16 protein-coding genes are annotated in these 18401 nt (G+C 54.2%); 8 read left to right on the top strand and 8 right to left on the bottom strand.

Going from position 1 to position 18401, the window contains the following annotated elements; genetic code table 11:
* Positions 1-2: 2 nt before the first annotated feature.
* On the bottom strand, positions 3-1748 hold the full coding sequence (gene dnaG / locus F4V72_RS02970) for a DNA primase (RefSeq protein WP_000918865.1): 1746 nt from the start codon (positions 1746-1748) through the stop codon (positions 3-5).
* Positions 1749-1983: 235 nt separating this feature from the next.
* Positions 1984-2199 carry a 30S ribosomal protein S21 gene (gene rpsU / locus F4V72_RS02965; RefSeq protein ID WP_001144069.1) on the bottom strand — a complete coding sequence of 72 codons (216 nt, stop codon included), beginning with the start codon at positions 2197-2199 and terminating at the stop codon, positions 1984-1986.
* A 227-nt stretch (positions 2200-2426) separates the two neighbouring features.
* Here rpsU and tsaD point away from each other — a divergent pair, with 227 nt between their 5' ends.
* Positions 2427-3440 (top strand): tRNA (adenosine(37)-N6)-threonylcarbamoyltransferase complex transferase subunit TsaD, encoded by a 1014-nt coding sequence (gene tsaD, locus F4V72_RS02960; RefSeq protein WP_053508232.1) that lies wholly within the window; start codon positions 2427-2429, stop codon positions 3438-3440.
* A 40-nt stretch (positions 3441-3480) separates the two neighbouring features.
* On the opposite strand, the gene F4V72_RS02955 is transcribed toward tsaD, so the two are convergent.
* From F4V72_RS02955 to ttdA, 3 genes are read right to left on the bottom strand one after another with little or no spacing between them, the layout of a single operon-like run.
* Positions 3481-4944, bottom strand: a complete 1464-nt coding sequence (locus tag F4V72_RS02955; RefSeq protein WP_136057992.1) for an anion permease — start codon at positions 4942-4944, stop codon at positions 3481-3483.
* A 48-nt stretch (positions 4945-4992) separates the two neighbouring features.
* Positions 4993-5598 (bottom strand): L(+)-tartrate dehydratase subunit beta, encoded by a 606-nt coding sequence (gene ttdB, locus F4V72_RS02950; RefSeq protein ID WP_023248588.1) that lies wholly within the window; start codon positions 5596-5598, stop codon positions 4993-4995.
* The gene (gene ttdA, locus F4V72_RS02945; RefSeq protein ID WP_024149712.1) at positions 5595-6506 is read right to left on the bottom strand and encodes a L(+)-tartrate dehydratase subunit alpha; all 912 of its coding nucleotides are present in this window, start codon (positions 6504-6506) and stop codon (positions 5595-5597) included. Before ttdA ends, ttdB begins: the two co-directional genes overlap by 4 nt.
* A 209-nt stretch (positions 6507-6715) precedes the next feature.
* Between ttdA and ttdR the strand changes: the two genes are divergently transcribed.
* Positions 6716-7657: an L-tartrate utilization transcriptional activator TtdR gene (gene ttdR, locus F4V72_RS02940; RefSeq protein ID WP_136058598.1), complete on the top strand. Its 942-nt coding sequence runs from the start codon at positions 6716-6718 to the stop codon at positions 7655-7657.
* A gap of 52 nt (positions 7658-7709) precedes the next feature.
* Here ttdR and plsY read toward each other — a convergent pair whose 3' ends face one another.
* On the bottom strand, positions 7710-8327 hold the full coding sequence (gene plsY, locus F4V72_RS02935; protein WP_001272785.1) for a glycerol-3-phosphate 1-O-acyltransferase PlsY: 618 nt from the start codon (positions 8325-8327) through the stop codon (positions 7710-7712).
* Between the two features lie 106 nt (positions 8328-8433).
* Between plsY and folB the strand changes: the two genes are divergently transcribed.
* Together folB and bacA are read left to right on the top strand one after the other, a co-directional pair.
* Complete coding sequence (gene folB, locus F4V72_RS02930) at positions 8434-8793, top strand: bifunctional dihydroneopterin aldolase/7,8-dihydroneopterin epimerase (protein ID WP_023248585.1); 360 nt, start codon at positions 8434-8436, stop codon at positions 8791-8793.
* 95 nt (positions 8794-8888) lie between these two features.
* Positions 8889-9710: an undecaprenyl-diphosphate phosphatase gene (gene bacA, locus F4V72_RS02925; protein ID WP_001281933.1), complete on the top strand. Its 822-nt coding sequence runs from the start codon at positions 8889-8891 to the stop codon at positions 9708-9710.
* 104 nt (positions 9711-9814) lie between these two features.
* Here bacA and F4V72_RS02920 read toward each other — a convergent pair whose 3' ends face one another.
* Positions 9815-11056 carry a multifunctional CCA addition/repair protein gene (locus F4V72_RS02920; protein ID WP_063390835.1) on the bottom strand — a complete coding sequence of 414 codons (1242 nt, stop codon included), beginning with the start codon at positions 11054-11056 and terminating at the stop codon, positions 9815-9817.
* A gap of 62 nt (positions 11057-11118) precedes the next feature.
* The gene (locus tag F4V72_RS02915; protein WP_001125344.1) at positions 11119-11733 is read right to left on the bottom strand and encodes a TIGR04211 family SH3 domain-containing protein; all 615 of its coding nucleotides are present in this window, start codon (positions 11731-11733) and stop codon (positions 11119-11121) included.
* A gap of 241 nt (positions 11734-11974) precedes the next feature.
* On the opposite strand from F4V72_RS02915, the gene F4V72_RS02910 reads away from it, so the two are divergent.
* From F4V72_RS02910 to glgS, 4 genes are all read left to right on the top strand, one after another.
* Positions 11975-13276, top strand: coding sequence for an inorganic triphosphatase (locus F4V72_RS02910; protein WP_150342424.1), 1302 nt, complete (start codon positions 11975-11977; stop codon positions 13274-13276).
* Between the two features lie 116 nt (positions 13277-13392).
* Positions 13393-16236 (top strand): bifunctional [glutamate--ammonia ligase]-adenylyl-L-tyrosine phosphorylase/[glutamate--ammonia-ligase] adenylyltransferase, encoded by a 2844-nt coding sequence (glnE, locus tag F4V72_RS02905; protein ID WP_063390834.1) that lies wholly within the window; start codon positions 13393-13395, stop codon positions 16234-16236.
* 47 nt (positions 16237-16283) lie between these two features.
* A complete protein-coding gene (hldE, locus tag F4V72_RS02900; RefSeq protein ID WP_053528755.1) occupies positions 16284-17717 on the top strand; it encodes a bifunctional D-glycero-beta-D-manno-heptose-7-phosphate kinase/D-glycero-beta-D-manno-heptose 1-phosphate adenylyltransferase HldE in 1434 nt (477 codons plus the stop codon).
* A gap of 465 nt (positions 17718-18182) precedes the next feature.
* Positions 18183-18392, top strand: a complete 210-nt coding sequence (gene glgS, locus F4V72_RS02895; RefSeq protein ID WP_000928925.1) for a cell surface composition regulator GlgS — start codon at positions 18183-18185, stop codon at positions 18390-18392.
* The last annotated feature ends 9 nt before the right edge of the window (positions 18393-18401 follow it).

Raw genomic sequence — 18401 nt, 5'->3', positions numbered from 1 at the left:
ATTCATTTTCTGGCCAGCTCCTGGTTTAACGTCCAGAGCTCTCGGCGTTCTTCGCTGCTTAAACCGTGAGTGCGATCGCGAGCGATCAGCTCTTCTTGTCGCAGTTGCAGCAGCGAATCAAACATATGGTTGAGTGAGTCGGTAAAGGTCTTTTCGGCAATCGCCTTATCTGCTATATCGTCCCACATCGATAATTTTTCAAGGGTCGCAGCATCATTTGTGCCACGGTAGAGTTCCAGAAGTTGTCCGGTAGTAAGACCTGGCTGAGCCAAACAAGTTTTGACCAATTCTTTAAATAAGCCAAGTCCCGGCAGCTTATTCTGATCCAGCGCGTCTAAGGGCGGCACTAACGGCGCGAGATCCGGATTCTGCACCAGTAATCCTATCAGTATACGCATGGTCGTGCGTTTTAGCTGCGGAGCCGGGCGGGAAACGCCGCTTTCCGCCTGTTTTGGCACTAAACGATCAAGCTGACTATCATCGAAAATGCCTAACTTCAGCCCCAGCGTCTGGCGCAACTGAATACGGTGCGCGTCGCCAGGCACCTGATTAATGAGCGGCAGCGCCAGCGCGGCTAACTGCGTGCTGCCATCCGGCGAGCTTAAATCCACCTGCGGCAGGAGGCTATTAAACAGAAACGTAGAGAGCGGCTGCGCCTGCTCCATCCGCGCTTCGAAAGCCGCCTTGCCTTCTTTACGCACCAGCGTATCCGGGTCTTCGCCGTCAGGTAAAAACATAAAGCGTACCTGCCGACCGTCGGTCATATAGGGCATTGCTGTTTCCAGGGCTCTCCACGCGGCATCACGGCCTGCCCGGTCGCCGTCGTAACAGCAAATCACGTTGTTTGTCGCCCGGAATAACATATGCATATGGTCTGCCGTGGTTGAGGTACCCAGCGAGGCGACCGCATAGTTAATGTCATATTGCGCTAGTGCGACGACATCCATATAACCTTCGACCACAAGCAAGCGTTGCGGTTCAGCACTATATTGCTGAGCCTCATAAAGGCCATATAGCTGGCGGCCTTTATGGAAAATGTCGGTTTCCGGAGAGTTAAGGTATTTCGGCGTGTCGTTCCCCAGAACTCGACCGCCAAAACCAATCACCCTGCCGCGTTTATCCCGAATAGGGAACATGACCCGATTACGGAAACGATCGTAAGTGCTGCCCTGCTCGTTATTGACCAGCATTCCGGCATCCAGCAACAATGCTTTGTTATCGCTGTTATTACCGAAGCGCTTTAATGCGTTATCCCAACCTGGCGGCGCGAAACCAATGGCGAAACGCTGAATAATTTCAGCGCTCAGACCGCGCTTTTGCAGATAGTCACGCGCAGGTTTTGCCGCAGGATGGGTAAGCGACTGCTGATAAAAGTCATTCAGCCCATTCATCAACTGATAGAGGTTTTGCCGTTGATGGCGCTCTATCTGGCTAAGCCCGGTACCTGCTTCATAGGGGATTTCCAGGTTATGCATGGCCGCTAATTCTTCGACGGTTTCGACAAATTCGAGCTTGTCGTAATTCATCAGAAAGTCGATCGCATTGCCATGCGCGCCGCATCCAAAGCAGTGATAAAACTGTTTTTCACCGTTTACGGTGAAAGAAGGGGTTTTCTCATTATGGAATGGACAACACGCGTGATAGTTCTTGCCCTGTTTCTTGAGTTTTACGCGCACGTCGATCAGATCGACGATGTCGGTTCTCGCCAGCAGGTCATTAATAAATACGCGTGGGATTCGTCCAGCCATATGCCCCTTTTATACACGTCATCCTTCAGGCTGCCGCAGTGTTGGCTGCGTTCGCTCACCCCTGTCGCTGACTTGCGTAAGCGCCGGGGATTTACTCTCTTGCCGCCTGGACGCAGCATGAATGATTTTGTGTATATGCTAATGCATAAACGAAAACAAGCCGCGCATTCCTTTCGGAAGCACGGCCTTACAACTACAACTCGATCTGAATTGAGAGCAGCCCGCTCTCAAAAGATTAGTACAGACGAGTACGGCGTGCGTTTTCGCGAGCCAGTTTCTTCGCGTGACGTTTCACTGCAGAAGCTTTAGCGCGCTTACGTTCAGTCGTCGGTTTTTCATAGAACTCACGACGACGAACTTCCGCCAGAACACCTGCTTTTTCACAGGAACGCTTGAAGCGACGCAGAGCTACGTCGAACGGCTCGTTTTCACGTACTTTAATTACCGGCATGTGCCTCTCACCTTTGATTAATTCGGTTTGCCGCTGGCATCAACGCCAGCTTATTTCAAAATGGTGCGGAATTTTACTGCAATTGCTGCTGCTTTGTAAAGCACCGCTGCCTTTTTTGAAAGGGACTTTTATAAGGGGAGGGAGTATACACGAAGTCGGGACTGAGGGTATACATCCACCCGCATTCGACCTACACTGCGCGGTATTAGAGCGAGGTAAAACAAGTCATGCGTGTACTGGGTATTGAGACATCCTGCGATGAAACCGGCATCGCCATTTACGACGACGAAAAAGGTCTGTTAGCCAACCAATTGTATAGTCAGGTGAAATTACATGCTGACTACGGCGGTGTAGTGCCTGAGCTGGCTTCCCGCGATCATGTGCGTAAAACCGTGCCGCTGATTCAGGCGGCATTAAAAGAAGCCGGTCTGACGGCGAGCGACATTGACGCGGTGGCCTATACCGCAGGCCCGGGCCTGGTCGGCGCGCTGCTGGTGGGTGCCACGGTTGGACGTTCGCTGGCATTTGCCTGGAATGTGCCAGCCATTCCTGTACACCATATGGAAGGTCATCTGCTGGCGCCGATGCTGGAAGATAATCCCCCGGAATTCCCGTTTGTGGCGCTGCTGGTCTCCGGCGGGCATACGCAGCTCATTAGCGTGACCGGAATCGGTCAGTACGAACTGCTGGGGGAGTCGATTGATGATGCCGCCGGTGAAGCGTTTGATAAAACCGCCAAATTGTTGGGGCTGGATTATCCTGGCGGCCCGCTGCTGTCGAAAATGGCGTCGCAGGGGACGGCGGGGCGTTTTGTCTTTCCGCGCCCAATGACCGATCGCCCGGGGCTGGATTTTAGTTTTTCCGGTCTGAAAACCTTTGCCGCTAACACCATTCGTAGTAATGGCGATGACGAACAAACTCGCGCTGATATTGCGCGCGCTTTTGAAGATGCGGTCGTGGATACGCTGATGATCAAGTGCAAGCGCGCGCTGGAAAGCACCGGCTTTAAGCGTCTGGTCATGGCGGGCGGCGTCAGCGCTAACCGTACCTTGCGCGCGAAGTTGGCGGAGTTGATGCAAAAACGCCGCGGCGACGTGTTCTATGCGCGTCCGGAGTTTTGTACCGACAACGGGGCGATGATCGCCTATGCCGGGATGGTGCGGTTTAAGGCGGGCGTTACGGCGGATCTTGGCGTAACGGTACGTCCGCGCTGGCCGCTGGCGGATCTACCAGCGGCGTAAAAGCGGAAAAAGGGGGCGACATCACGCCGCCCCAATGGGTTTACAGCAAAACGACGGGCATCCACAGCAGCCCGGTGACGATCAGTAGCACCAGGAAGATCAGGCCGAAAATCGCGCCTAATCGCCAGTAATCCACCGTAGGTAAGTAGCCGCTGCCGTAGTAAATCGGGCTGGGGCCGGTCGCATAGGGGGTAAGAATACTGCCCAGACCAATGGCTGCGCCGACCATCAGGCAGAATACCGGTAACAGGATTTCCGGCATCGCCAGCGCGGCGGCAATCATCATTGGCGCCAGCGCCGAGGTATAGGCGGTGGCGCTGGCAAAAAAGTAGCGCAGTAGATAAAAGGCTACGATCAGCGCGACCATCACCATCGTCGGCGAGTAGCCGCTGAGGTCGTTCGCCAGCGGCTTGCCAAACCAGGCGATAAAGCCAGTGTTGTTAAGTCCGGTGGCGAGGGCAATCAGCGACGCCAGCCAAAAGAAGACGTTCCACGCCGCTTTATTGCTGACAATATCGTCCCAGGAGATAATGCGTAATACCAGCATCAGCGCTACCACGCTGTAACCCACCATCGCGGCATCAATATAGTCGCCGCCAAAAATCCACAGCGCCAGCGCGCCCACCATCAGCGCCAGCATTCTTTTTTCGCGTGAGCAAAGCGGGCCCATCGTTTTCAGTTCCGTCTCGGCCCAGCGTGGCACCTGATCGCCCGATTTCAGCACCGGCGGGTAGAACACGTAGGCCAGCCACGGCACCAGAAGTACCAGCAGGATACTGAGCGGCAGCATCCCTAAGAACCAGTCGCCCCAGCCTAATGCCGCATGCGATGCGCTTTTCATCAGTCCCATCAGCAGTAGGTTAGGCGCCATGGCGGTCAGGAAAACGGCGCTGGTGACGCAGTCGGCGGTGATCCCCATCCACATAATATAGGAACCGATGGAACGGGAGCTGGCGTCGTTAGGCTGGGAATGATAGAGCGGCGGCAGATTGCGAATAATCGGGTAGACAATGCCTGCGCCGCGCGCGGAGTTGGATGGCGTCACCGGGGCGAGAATAAGTTCGGACAGCATTACCGCGTAGCCGAGAAACAGTGTGCGGTGCCCCATTTTTTTTACCAGGATTAGCGCAATACGCCGACCGAGACCGGTTTTCTCATAGCCCGTGCCAAACATAAAAGCCGCGAAAATCAGCCAGATAACCGAGTTTGAAAAGCCTGATACCGCCCATGATAGCGCTTTAGCGGTAAATTTAAACCCGTCCTGCGCGAGTTGCTCCGGGCTGAACAGCAGCCACGGCGAAAGGATGGCGATGATCGAAATCCCTATCATCGCCACCACCGCGCCGGGTACTGGTTCCAGAATTAATCCCACAATCACGCCGGCAAAGACCGCGAAATAGCGCCAGGTATGGCTTTCAAGACCGGTGGGAACGGGCAGAACCGCAATAATCGCGATGACCAGCAGCGGCGCCAGATATCGCCACCAGACAGTTAAAGGTGCCATTATTGTATCCCTGCGAAAGAGGAGAGGCGAAACGCCTCCCCGGAAAGGTTATTTGATGTAGTGGACGTGCTCGCAAATCTCATCGACGATCGGGCCGCGACGTTCGGCGAACTGTTTTTTGTTTTCGGCGATCAGGTTATTGCCGTGGGTATCGATAGAGACAATCAGCGGCCCGAACTCTTTCACACGACAGACCCACAGGGATTCCGGCATCCCCAGTTCTGTCCAGTGCACCTCTTCAATCTCCTCAACCTGGGTGGCCGCCAGTACCGCGCAGCCTGCCGGGAAGATCACGTGTAACGCTTTGAATTTTTGGCAACCTTCTTCAGTGAGCGGTCCCATGCCGCCTTTTCCCACCACCAGCTTCACGCCGGTCTGTTCAATAAACTCTTTTTCAAAGGTTTCCATACGCATACTGGTGGTTGGGCCGACGGAGATCATTTCCCATTTTTCACCGTTCTTACGCACGATCGGCCCGGCGTGGAAAATCGCTTTGCCGTTGAGGTCGTAAGGAATAGGGCGCTTAAGTTCGATCAGACGGCGGTGGCAGACGTCACGGCAGGTGACCAGCGTGCCGGTCAGGTAGATCACATCGCCAACATGAATATCTTCCAGATCTTCAGCTTTGATCGGGGTTGTCAGGATCTTTTTCATAACGCGCTCCGGGTGTGGGACAGGTTTTCGAAGGAGAGGTCAGAGTGGACCAGCAGCGTACCGCGACGGTGCGCCCAGCAGCCGGTGGAGACCGCCACGCCAATGGTGGAAGGGTGACGCGCAGCGGATTCGATATGTACGCCCATCACCGAGCTATTGCCGGTCAACCCTTGTGGGCCGATCCCCAGACGGTTGAGTCCCTCTTCCAGACGCAGCTCCAGCTCAGCCGCCTTCGGATTAGGATGGCGAGTGCCGATCGGGCGTAATATCGCTTTACGTGACAGCACGGCGGCAGTTTCAACGGAAGTCGCGATCCCGACGCCGACCAGCACCGGCGGGCAGGCGTTAACCGCCAGCGTAGAGATATTTTCAAAAACGAATTTCACCACGCCTTCGTAGCCTTCAGAGGGCATCAGCACTTTGGAGCGCCCCGGCAATGTGCAGCCGCCGCCCGCCATGTAGACTTCGATTTCCGCGTCGTCGCCGTCCGGAATAATGTCCCAGGTGACCCACGGTACGCCGCTACCGGTATTTTTGCCGGTGTTTACTTCGTCGAAAATTTCTACCGCGTTATGGCGCAACGGTGCTTTGACGGTGGCATCTTCCACCGCCTGCTTCAGAATATCTTGCAGCTCGCCCAGCAACGGGAAACGGGAACCGACCTTCACGAAGAACATGATTTCACCGGTGTCCTGACACGCCGGTCGATTCAGATCGATCGCTTTTTGCATGTTGTCGAACATCGTGTGGTAGATGATTTTCCCCATCGATGACGTTTCAGCGTCGCGTAGCTGCTTTAATTTATCTACCACGTCATCGGGCATCCGGGTGGATATCATGGCGGTAAACTGAGCGACAATTTCTGTCAGCGTATTTATCGCTTTTTGCTTATTTTCATTACTCATTATGTCAACTCCAGGACTTTTATTTATCTGGAAATAAATGTTTCGGCATAAACTACCACTAAAAGCAGGGTTTTATATTTATTGGCGGTGTGTATATGTAATTAACAGTTCGTGAATCACAGCTAAAAAAGAGACGAAAATTGCGCCAGGGCAGGAATTAAAAAGCCGGCTGGAAGTACACTATAATGCTCAACACCACGGATAATCCGACAATGCTTAATACATTTCCCTTAGCCAAAGATTTACAGGTACTGGTTGAAATTGTTCATGCCGGAAGTTTTAGCGCCGCCGCCGCCGCGTTAGGGCAGACGCCGGCATTTGTGACTAAACGTATCCATATTCTGGAGACGACTCTCGCCAGTACGCTACTGAACCGCTCGGCAAGAGGCGTAGCGCTGACGGAAAGCGGGCAGCGTTGTTATGAGCATGCGATGGCGATCCTCACGCAATATCAGCGGCTGGTGGACGAGGTGACGCAAATAAAAACGCGCCCTGCCGGGATGATCCGTATTGGCTGTAGCTTCGGCTTTGGCCGCAGCCATATTGCGCCGGTGATTACCGAATTAATGCGCAGCTATCCGGAATTACAGGTACATTTCGAACTTTTCGATCGGCAAATTGATCTGGTGCAGGATAATATCGATTTGGATATTCGTATTAATGATGATATCCCTGACTATTATATTGCCCATTTGTTAACGAAAAATAAAAGAATACTCTGTGCTGCGCCGGCTTATTTACAAAAATATGCCGCGCCGGAAACGTTGCAGGAATTAAGCCGTCACGACTGCCTGGTGACGAAAGAACGGGATATGACCCACGGTATATGGGAATTGGGTAACGGTCAGGAAAAAAGGTCGGTAAAGGTCACAGGGCATCTTTCTTCCAACAGCGGTGAAATTGTGTTGCAGTGGGCGCTGGAAGGCAAAGGCATCATGCTGCGTTCTGAGTGGGATGTGCAGCCGTTTTTACAGAGTGGGGAGTTAGTCCGCGTATTACCTGACTATGCGCAAAGCGCTAATATCTGGGCGGTCTACCGGGAACCGCTTTATCGCAGCGTGAAACTCCGGGTCTGCGTCGAGTTTTTAGCCGCATGGTGCCAGCAGCGGCTCGGCAAGCCCGATGAGGGATATCAGGTCTTTCAGGCCGGATAAGACACTTTACATCGCCATCCGGCGATGCGTAGGCACGGCATAGCGCAAAAAACTACTCCGAATCTTTCTGGCGTTTCTTTTTCAGCTTCGTCCAGATTTTCGTCTCCTGGCGACGCCACAGACGCTGGATGTTGTCATGATGGCGCAGCAAAATGAGGCATGACAGCATCGACACCGGGAAGGTAAACTGCGGTTTAAACCACCAGACGTAAAACGGCGCAATCAAGGCGCTGACAATCGCCCCTAACGATGAATAACCGCTTAACAGGACCGTCAGCAGCCAGGTGCCTGCCATGACGCCGGTTAAATCCCAGCCGATGGGCGCAATGGCACCAAATGCGGTTGCTACGCCTTTTCCGCCTTTAAAGCCAAAAAAGACCGGCCAGATATGTCCCAGACAGGCGGCGATGGCGATAAGCCCAAGCCAGAAAGGGGTAACGCCTAACGCATACGCGCCCCAGACGGGCAACATGCCTTTAAGGATGTCAAAAATAAGTACCGCGACAGCCGCTCCCTTGCCACCGATTCGTAATACGTTTGTCGCGCCCGGGTTGCCAGAGCCGCTTTCACGCGGATCGGGCAGCCCAGCGATGCGGCAAACCAGAATGGCACTGGAAATTGAGCCGCAGAGGTACGCGAAGAGGATCATTCCAGGCGCGATTGCACTCATAAGCTGTTCCGTTTTGAAAGTGTCGTTTTATTTACTATTTCTGTGGATAATACGCACATTTCGCCGGAAGTGGTATCCGGCTTAGCTAAAAAGCAGGCAGGTCGTGATGGATATTGTATTTATAGAGCAACTTTCGGTAATCACCACTATCGGTGTTTACGACTGGGAACAGACTATCGAACAGAAACTGGTGTTCGATATCGAAATGGCATGGGATAACCGCAAGTCGGCGAAAAGCGATGATGTCGCAGATTGTCTCAGTTACGCGGATATTGCCGATACGGTGATTAGCCATGTTGAAGGCGGGCGTTTTGCGCTGGTCGAGCGCGTAGCGGAAGAGGTGGCGGATCTACTGCTTAGCCGATTCAACTCCCCGTGGGTGCGCATTAAGCTGAGCAAGCCAGGCGCCGTCGCGCGTGCAGCGAACGTGGGGGTAATTATTGAGCGTGGCAATAATCTGAAATAAAAATAAATAATTTTATATTTTTTAAACCAAACGGTTATATATGGGTCTTAACGCGAGATCCATTTTGCAGTGTTTTTCATTTTAGGGGTTTATTGATGAGCGATATGCACTCGCTGCTGATTGCGGCAATTTTGGGTGTGGTCGAAGGATTGACGGAGTTTTTGCCGGTATCCAGCACGGGCCATATGATTATTGTGGGTCATCTGCTGGGGTTTGAAGGCGATACGGCCAAGACGTTCGAAGTGGTGATTCAACTTGGATCTATTCTGGCGGTCGTGGTGATGTTCTGGCGGCGGTTGTTTGGCCTAATCGGTATTCACTTTGGTCGCCCGCTACAGCGTGAAGGTGAAAGTAAAGGCCGATTAACGTTGATTCACATCCTGCTGGGCATGATTCCGGCGGTGGTGCTCGGGTTAGTCTTTCATGACACGATCAAGTCGCTATTTAACCCGATTAATGTGATGTACGCGCTGGTGGTGGGCGGCCTGTTGCTGATTGCTGCCGAGTGCCTGAAGCCGAAAGAGCCGCGCGCGCCGGGGCTGGATGATATGACGTATCGTCAGGCGTTTATGATTGGCTGTTTCCAGTGTCTGGCGCTGTGGCCGGGTTTCTCGCGTTCCGGAGCGACCATTTCCGGTGGGATGCTGATGGGCGTCAGCCGTTACGCCGCCTCTGAGTTCTCGTTCTTACTGGCTGTGCCGATGATGATGGGCGCAACGGTTCTGGATCTCTACAAAAGTTGGTCATTCCTGACCGCAGCGGATATTCCGATGTTTGCGGTGGGCTTTGTGACGGCGTTTGTGGTGGCGCTGATCGCCATCAAAACCTTCCTGCAACTGATTAAGCGTATCTCGTTTATTCCGTTTGCGATTTACCGCTTTGTGGTGGCGGCTGCCGTTTACGTCGTCTTCTTCTGATGATTGACCGTGCCGGATGGCGGCGTACCGCCTTGTCCGGCCTAACTGTTTTGTCGGCCTGATAAGCGCAGCGCCATCAGGCAATTTAGCGTGCCGGATGGCGTTTAGCTGGCGGGTTTCGGGCAGCGCTTCTCTTTCCAACTGGTAACCGCTGCAATTCGTCGCTTAGTCAGCTCCTCGCGAATCTCGATGCCCTTAAATCCGGCCTCCACCACCCCTTTAGTCGGTACCGCCTGCGCTACCTGCCAGGCTTCGCGCAGCCAGCGCCCCTGCGGGTAATCCGACGCTTCAAAGCCGGTACGCCCACGGACGTCGGCCTCGCTGGTCAGCGCAATCTGCTCGACGCGCTGCGGTTTACGCCATGCATCAATGGCGTCAAACAGCTTAACGATTGTTTTCGGCTGGAGTATTGGAAAGGTGTGGATCAGATCGTGGTACTCGGCGACCAGTTTAGCTAAATCACGCAGGTCATTGGGGACGCGCAAACGCTGGCATAACTGTTCGACCAGCTTCACGCCCGCCGGGCCGTGGCCGTGATGGCGTGGCCAGAGATTTTTCGGCGTTAAGCCTTTGCCCAGATCATGACAAAGCGTGGCGAAACGGACATCAAGCTGCGGACTGAGCATGGCGGCCATCGACAGCGTCATCAACGTATGAACTCCGGTATCAATTTCCGGATGCCACTTTGCCGGCGCGGGCACGCCAAACAGGGCGTCGATTTCCGGAAACAGGACGCGCAGGGCGCCGCAGTCGCGTAATACCTGGAAGTAAATTTGCGGATTGCGGGTGGTAAGCGCATTTTCCGTCTCTTTCCATACCCGTTCCGGCGTCAGATGTTCCAGCTCGCCTGCCGCGGTCATTTCGCGCATTAACGCCAGTGTTTCATCGGCGATACGGAAACTAAGATGGGCGTAACGGGCGGCAAAACGCGCCACGCGCAATACGCGCAAGGGATCTTCGCCAAACGCGGGAGAGACATGGCGCAGTAGACGCGTCTCCAGATCCCGGCGCCCGTGGTAAGGGTCGATAATCTGGCCGTCATCGTCGCGCGCCAGAGCGTTAATGGTCAGATCGCGGCGCTGGAGATCGGCTTCCAGGGTAACGTCCGGCGCGGCATAGCAGGTGAAGCCCGTGTAGCCGGAGCCGGATTTACGCTCGGTACGCGCCAGCGCGTATTCTTCGTGAGTTTGCGGATGGAGAAACACGGGAAAATCACGGCCTACCTGCTGGTAGCCCGCATCGAGCATCTCCTGCGGCGTGGCGCCGACAACGACCCAATCTTTATCTTTAACCGGTAGCCCTAACAACGCATCCCGAACCGCACCACCGACCAGATAAATCTTCACGCCATTTTCCTTTTAAAAACGATCATTTCCTAATGATAAGACAGTGCGGCGGAGAAGGCGATTTAGTTCATCCAGCGGTCTTTGCGTTTACGACTTGGGATCATATGCGGCAGCACCAGCCCTAACAGCAAGCCAATGCCCAACACGCCGCCGCCATACATAAACCACTGCATAATAATGGTGCGCTGTTTGTCATCCAGTTGCAGATTCGCGGCGCTAACTTTTTTCTGCGCCACAATCAGCTCGTTTTTCAGCTTCTGGTTCTCTTCTTTTAGCCCGTTGATGACGCTGTCGCTTTGCGCCACTTTCTGCTGCATGTCGGCGGTGCGCTGATTCCACGTGGTATCAATATTGTTGAGTTTATCGGTCAACGTTTTGACCTGATTCTCCAGATCCGGCACGCGGGTACGCAGGCTTGGCGTGGTATTCAGTTCTTTTAACGGTATCCAGGCAGTACGACCAGAACTGTCTTTGATTTGACCATAGTTGGCATCGCTCTGTAAGAGCGTGACTTCCTCGCCGGCGTTGACGGTACCCACGAGGCGATAATTATCTCCCGGACCGCTGCGGACCCAGGTATTCAGTTCATCAGAAACGTAACGCGTCTCTTCAGCATGAGAAACGGCGGTGGCGCTAAGCGCAAGTAAAGTTAGTCCAATCAGGCGTAATTTTGGCATCAGGCTGTCGTTATTGTCAGAGAAAGTGGAACGATAGTAACGGCATCAGTGTCGCTACGCAAAGCAGTCGACATCAATCGGAATCATCTGTGTCGCCTTTGCCGCTACGTCAAACTTTTACGCCCGTCAAATTGCTCGTTGCATGGCAATTTGGCGCAAAATACTATCTACTGACAAAAATAATGCGGGTAAGTTCGCCAACAATCTTCCCATATGTGACATAACCAATAAGTACAAGGCCATGGCTCAGGAAATCGAATTAAAGTTTATCGTCAATCACGACGCCGTAGATGCGCTGCGAAATCATCTTCATACGCTCGGCGGCGAGCATCATGCGCCCAGCCAGTTGCTGAATATCTACTACGAAACGCCTGATAACTGGCTACGCCGCCACGATATGGGGCTGCGTATTCGTGGTGAAAATGGGCGCTATGAAATGACCATGAAAATTGCCGGCCGGGTAACCGGCGGGCTGCACCAGCGACCCGAATACAATGTCGCGCTAAGCGAACCCGTTCTGGATCTGACGCAACTCCCGGCGGAGGTCTGGCCGGACGGCAAACTGCCCGTCGGCCTGGCATCAAGCGTACAACCGCTGTTCAGCACCGATTTTTACCGGGAAAAATGGTGCCTGGACGTTGACGGCAGCAAGATTGAAATTGCGCTCGATCTCGGCGACGTAAAAGCGGGCGAGTTTGCCGAAACGATTTGTGAACTGGAGCTTGAGTTGCTTCGCGGCGATACGCGCGCCGTATTAAAGCTGGCGAAGCAACTGCTGTCGCAAACCGGTTTGCGTCAGGGCAGTCTGAGTAAGGCGGCGCGAGGTTATCACCTGGCGCAGGGGAATGCGCCGCGAGAGAATACACCAACGGCAATTCTGCGGACTGCCGCAAAAGCCACTGTAGAACAAGGACTGGAGGCCTCGCTGGATCTGGCGTTGTCACAGTGGCAGTACCATGAAGAGCTCTGGCTGCGCGGCGACGAGTCAGCGAAAGAGCACGTGCTGGACGCAATGGGGTTGGTGCGCCATGCCTTAATGCTCTTTGGTGGCATTGTTCCGCGTAAAGCGAGCGCTCACTTACGTGATCTGCTTACCCAGGCGGAAGCGACGATGACATCAGCGGTGTCCGCCGTCACAGCCGTTTATAGTACGCAAACGGCGATGGCGAAACTGGCGTTGACGGAATGGCTGGTGACGAAAGCCTGGCAGCCATTTCTGGACGCGAAGGCGCAGGCCAGAATAGCCGACTCTTTTAAGCGTTTCGCCGACATTCATCTTTCTCGTCATGCTGCTGAATTAAAAAACGTTTTTGGACAACCGCTGGGTGATAAGTATCGCGACCAGTTGCCGCGTTTGACTCGCGATATCGACAGCGTTTTACTGCTGGCGGGATATTATGATGCGATGGTTGCGCAGGCATGGCTGGAGAACTGGCAGGGATTGCGTCACGCCATTATTACCGGGCAACGTATTGAAATTGAACATTTCCGTAATGAGGCCATTAACCAGCAACCGTTCTGGTTGCACAGCGGAAAACGATAATCAGAACCGTAGAAAGTGCCTGATGGCGCTGCGCTTATCAGGCTTACGGTATGCGGACTTGTAGGCCGGATAAGGCGAAACGCCGCCATCCGGCATTATTTAAAGGATATCCCTAAATGACGCCGCTCTCTTCACCCTTATCGCAGTACTGGCAGACCGTTGTTGAGCGCCTACCAGAAGGATTTACTGAGACATCGCTTAGCGCGCAGGCGAAGTCAGTACTTACATTTAGCGATTTTGCGCTGGACAGCGTGATAGCGCATCCAGAGTGGCTTGCCGAACTGGAATCCGCATCGCCGCAGGCTGATGAATGGCAACATTATGCTGGCTGGTTACAGGAGGCATTGGCAGGTGTCTGTGACGACGCCTCGCTGATGCGTGAACTGAGGCTTTTTCGTCGTCGCATTATGGTACGCATCGCCTGGGCGCAGGCGCTGTCGCTGGTGGAAGATGAGACTATTTTACAGCAGTTGAGCCATCTGGCGGAGACGCTCATTATTGGCGCGCGCGACTGGCTGTATGCCGCCTGTTGCCGCGAATGGGGGACCCCCTGTAACCCGCAGGGCGTTCCGCAACCGCTGCTGATTTTAGGCATGGGCAAGCTGGGCGGCGGCGAACTGAATTTTTCTTCTGATATCGATCTGATTTTCGTCTGGCCGGAACATGGCGCGACCCGGGGTGGGCGTCGTGAACTCGATAACGCCCAGTTCTTTACGCGTCTCGGGCAGCGGCTGATCAAAGCGCTGGATCAGCCCACAATGGATGGTTTTGTCTATCGGGTTGACATGCGCCTGCGACCGTTTGGCGACAGCGGCCCGCTGGTGCTGAGTTTTGCCGCGCTGGAGGATTACTATCAGGAACAAGGACGTGACTGGGAACGTTACGCCATGGTGAAAGCGCGGCTCATGGGCGATAACGACGACGCCTGGTCTCGTGAATTACGCGCCATGCTGCGGCCTTTCGTTTTCCGCCGCTATATCGATTTCAGCGTCATCCAGTCGCTACGCAATATGAAAGGGATGATCGCCCGCGAAGTGCGCCGCCGCGGTTTGAAAGACAACATTAAACTTGGCGCGGGCGGTATTCGTGAAATTGAGTTTATCGTGCAGGTATTCCAGTTGATCCGCGGCGGACGCGAGCCGTCGCTACAGTCGCGTTCGTTACTGCCGACGTTAAATGCTATCACGGCGTTGCATTTGCTGCCTGAGAATGACGTGGCGCAATTGCGTGCGGCCTATCTTTTTTTACGTCGCCTGGAGAATCTGCTGCAAAGCATCAATGACGAACAGACGCAAACGTTGCCTGCCGACGATCTGAATCGGGCGCGGCTGGCCTGGGGGATGAATACGAATAACTGGCCGCAGCTTGTTGGTAAACTGACGGATCATATGGCTAACGTACGCCGCGTATTCAACGAATTAATTGGCGATGATGAGGCCGATACCCCGCAGGAGGAAGAGCGTTCAGAGCCGTGGCGTGAAGTATGGCAGGATGCGCTACAGGAGGATGATTCGACGCCAGTGCTGGCGCATTTAGCCGATGAGGATCGGCGACAGGTTCTGACCCTCATCGCTGACTTCCGTAAGGAACTGGATAAACGCCCTATCGGCCCGCGCGGGCGGCAGGTGCTGGACCAACTGATGCCGCACTTGCTTGCCGACGTCTGTTCCCGCAAAGACGCCGCCGTTACGCTATCGCGTATCACGCCGTTGTTGGCGGGGATTGTCACCCGCACCACCTATCTGGAGCTGCTGAGTGAATTTCCCGGCGCGCTGAAACACCTGATTATGCTCTGCGCCGCTTCGCCAATGATAGCGAGCCAACTGGCGCGCTATCCGTTGTTGCTTGATGAACTGCTCGACCCCGGTACGCTTTATCAGCCGACGGCTACCGACGCTTACCGCGACGAATTACGCCAATATTTGCTGCGCGTGCCGGAAGAGGACGAAGAACAGCAACTGGAAGCATTACGCCAGTTTAAACAGGCGCAGCTTTTGCGGATTGCGGCGGCGGATATTGCCGGTACGCTGCCAGTGATGAAAGTGAGCGATCACCTCACCTGGCTGGCGGAGGCGATGATTGATGCTGTAGTACAGCAGGCGTGGACGCAGATGGTCGCGCGTTATGGTCAACCAACGCATCTGGATGATCGTCAGGGGCGGGGATTCGCGGTCGTCGGCTATGGCAAGTTGGGCGGATGGGAGCTGGGCTACAGTTCCGATCTGGATCTTATCTTCCTGCATGACTGTCCGATGGACGTTATGACTAACGGCGAACGCGAAATCGATGGGCGACAGTTTTATCTGCGCCTGGCGCAGCGCATTATGCATCTGTTCAGTACGCGCACCTCCTCCGGCATTTTGTATGAGGTGGATGCGCGTCTACGCCCCTCTGGCGCGGCGGGAATGCTGGTGACTTCAGCGGACGCGTTTGCCGATTATCAGCAGCATGAAGCCTGGACCTGGGAACATCAGGCGTTGGTGCGCGCTCGCGTGGTATATGGCGACCCGCAGCTTACCTCACAGTTTGATGCGGTACGCCGCACTATCATGACGACGGCGCGCGACGGCAAGACATTGCAGACTGAAGTGCGTGAAATGCGTGAGAAAATGCGGGCACATCTCGGCAATAAGTATCGCGATCGTTTTGATATTAAAGCTGATGAAGGCGGTATTACGGATATTGAGTTTATCGCGCAATATCTGGTACTGCGCTACGCTCATGAAAAACCTAAATTAACGCGCTGGTCTGATAACGTGCGCATCCTGGATCTTCTGGCGCAAAACGGCATTATGGATGAACAGGAAGCGCAGGCGCTGACGGTAGCCTACACCACACTGCGTGATGAACTGCATCATCTGGCGTTGCAGGAGCTTCCCGGCCATGTGGCGCAGACGTGTTTTAGTAAAGAGCGCGCGCTGGTGCAGGCAAGCTGGCGGAAGTGGCTGGTAGCCGTCTGAATTATGCTATTATCGCGCGCAAATTTTGAATCTCTCAGGAGACAGGAATGAAAGTAAATCTGCCAGCGTTTGAACGTGCAGGCGTCATGGTTGTGGGTGATGTAATGCTGGATCGCTACTGGTATGGCCCTACTTGCCGTATTTCACCGGAAGCGCCGGTGCCGGTTGTTAAGGTGAATACCGTTGAGGAACGTCCGGGCGGCGCGGCGAACGTGGCGATGAACATTGCGTCTCTGGGAGCGAACGCCCGTCTGGTCGGCCTGACGGGTATTGATGACGCCGCGCGCGCGCTGAGCAAAACGTTGGCGGAGGTCAATGTGAAGTGCGACTTCGTTTCTGTGCCGACGCATCCGACGATTACCAAACTGCGCGTGCTGTCACGTAATCAGCAGCTCATTCGTCTTGATTTTGAAGAAGGCTTTGAGGGGGTGGACCCGCAGCCGTTACATGAGCGTATCAACCAGGCGCTGGGATCGATCGGCGCGCTGGTATTGTCCGATTATGCCAAAGGCGCTCTGACCAGCGTGCAGACTATGATTGCCTTGGCTCGCCAGGCGGACGTGCCGGTGCTCATCGATCCGAAAGGAACGGATTTTGAACGTTACCGCGGCGCTACGCTACTGACGCCAAACCTTTCTGAATTTGAGGCGGTCGCGGGGAAATGTAAAAGTGAAGACGAACTGGTTGAACGCGGCATGAAGCTCATTGCCGATTACGACCTTTCCGCGTTGTTGGTCACGCGTTCCGAGCAGGGAATGACGCTGCTGCAACCGAATAAAGCGCCGCTACATATGCCGACGCAGGCGCAGGAAGTTTATGATGTTACCGGTGCGGGCGATACGGTGATCGGCGTGCTGGCGGCGACGCTGGCGGCGGGAAATACTCTGGAAGAGGCGTGCTATTTCGCCAATGCGGCGGCGGGCGTAGTGGTGGGTAAACTCGGGACGTCAACGGTTTCCCCTATTGAGCTGGAAAACGCAGTGCGCGGACGCGCGGATACCGGCTTCGGCGTCATGACCGAAGAGGAGCTGAAACAGGCCGTCGCCAGCGCGCGTAAGCGTGGCGAGAAAGTGGTCATGACCAACGGCGTTTTCGATATTCTGCACGCGGGCCACGTCTCTTATCTGGCGAACGCGCGCAAACTGGGCGACCGCCTGATTGTTGCGGTCAATAGTGACGCCTCGACCAAACGTCTGAAAGGCGAAAGCCGTCCGGTTAATCCGCTCGAACAGCGTATGATCGTGCTGGGTGCGCTGGAGTCGGTTGACTGGGTTGTCTCATTTGAAGAGGATACGCCGCAACGACTGATTGCCGGTATTCTGCCAGATCTGCTGGTAAAAGGCGGTGACTATAAGCCGGAAGAGATTGCGGGCAGCGAAGAGGTCTGGGCCAACGGCGGCGACGTCATGGTGCTGAACTTCGAAGATGGTTGTTCAACGACCAATATCATCAAAAAGATCCAGACTGAGAGCGAGAAGTAAAATCGCGCCATCAGGCGTTACAGACGCTGTGGGCGCTGAATTTGAAGGCGCGTCGGACATTTCGTTTCGACGCGTATCTCGCGGTTAACGCTGCTTTTTTTCGACCTAAAATAAAGGAATAAGGGTGAGAGGGGATCTCTCCCCCTCTGATTGGTTGTTAGTAAGCTGCGAAACTTATCGGTAACAGACCAATCAGTATGATGACCTGTTGCATCATAACCCTTTCCTTATTAAAGCCACTTCTTTGGTAGGGGGTTCCCGTTTCAGCCCCTTGCTGATATCGCGATTGTTGGTGAGCGTCCAGCTCTTAAGCCCGCAAGATATTTATACGCCGTCATATTTGGTGGAAATTGTGATTTTACGCATTAAATTTGCGCACGTTATGTATAAAACCGTCGTACATATAGAGAAATACTGAAATTAGAAAAAGCATATAGCCTTAACAGAATTCAATCACTGGAGGGTATGCTGATGAACAATAATAACGTCTATTCATTAAATAATTTCGATTTTCTGGCGCGCAGCTTTGCCAGAATGCAGGCGGAGGGGCGTCCTGTTGATATCCAGGCTGTAACCGGCAATATGGACGAGGAGCACCGCGACTGGTTTTGCAAGCGTTACGCGCTTTACTGTCAGCAGGCGACTCAGGCGAAAAAGTTAGAATTAGAACACTAACCCTGGCTC

The organism is Salmonella enterica subsp. diarizonae (assembly GCF_008692785.1).
Classification (GTDB): Bacteria; Pseudomonadota; Gammaproteobacteria; order Enterobacterales; family Enterobacteriaceae; genus Salmonella; species Salmonella diarizonae.
This window is presented reverse-complemented; position numbering and strand designations above follow the sequence as displayed.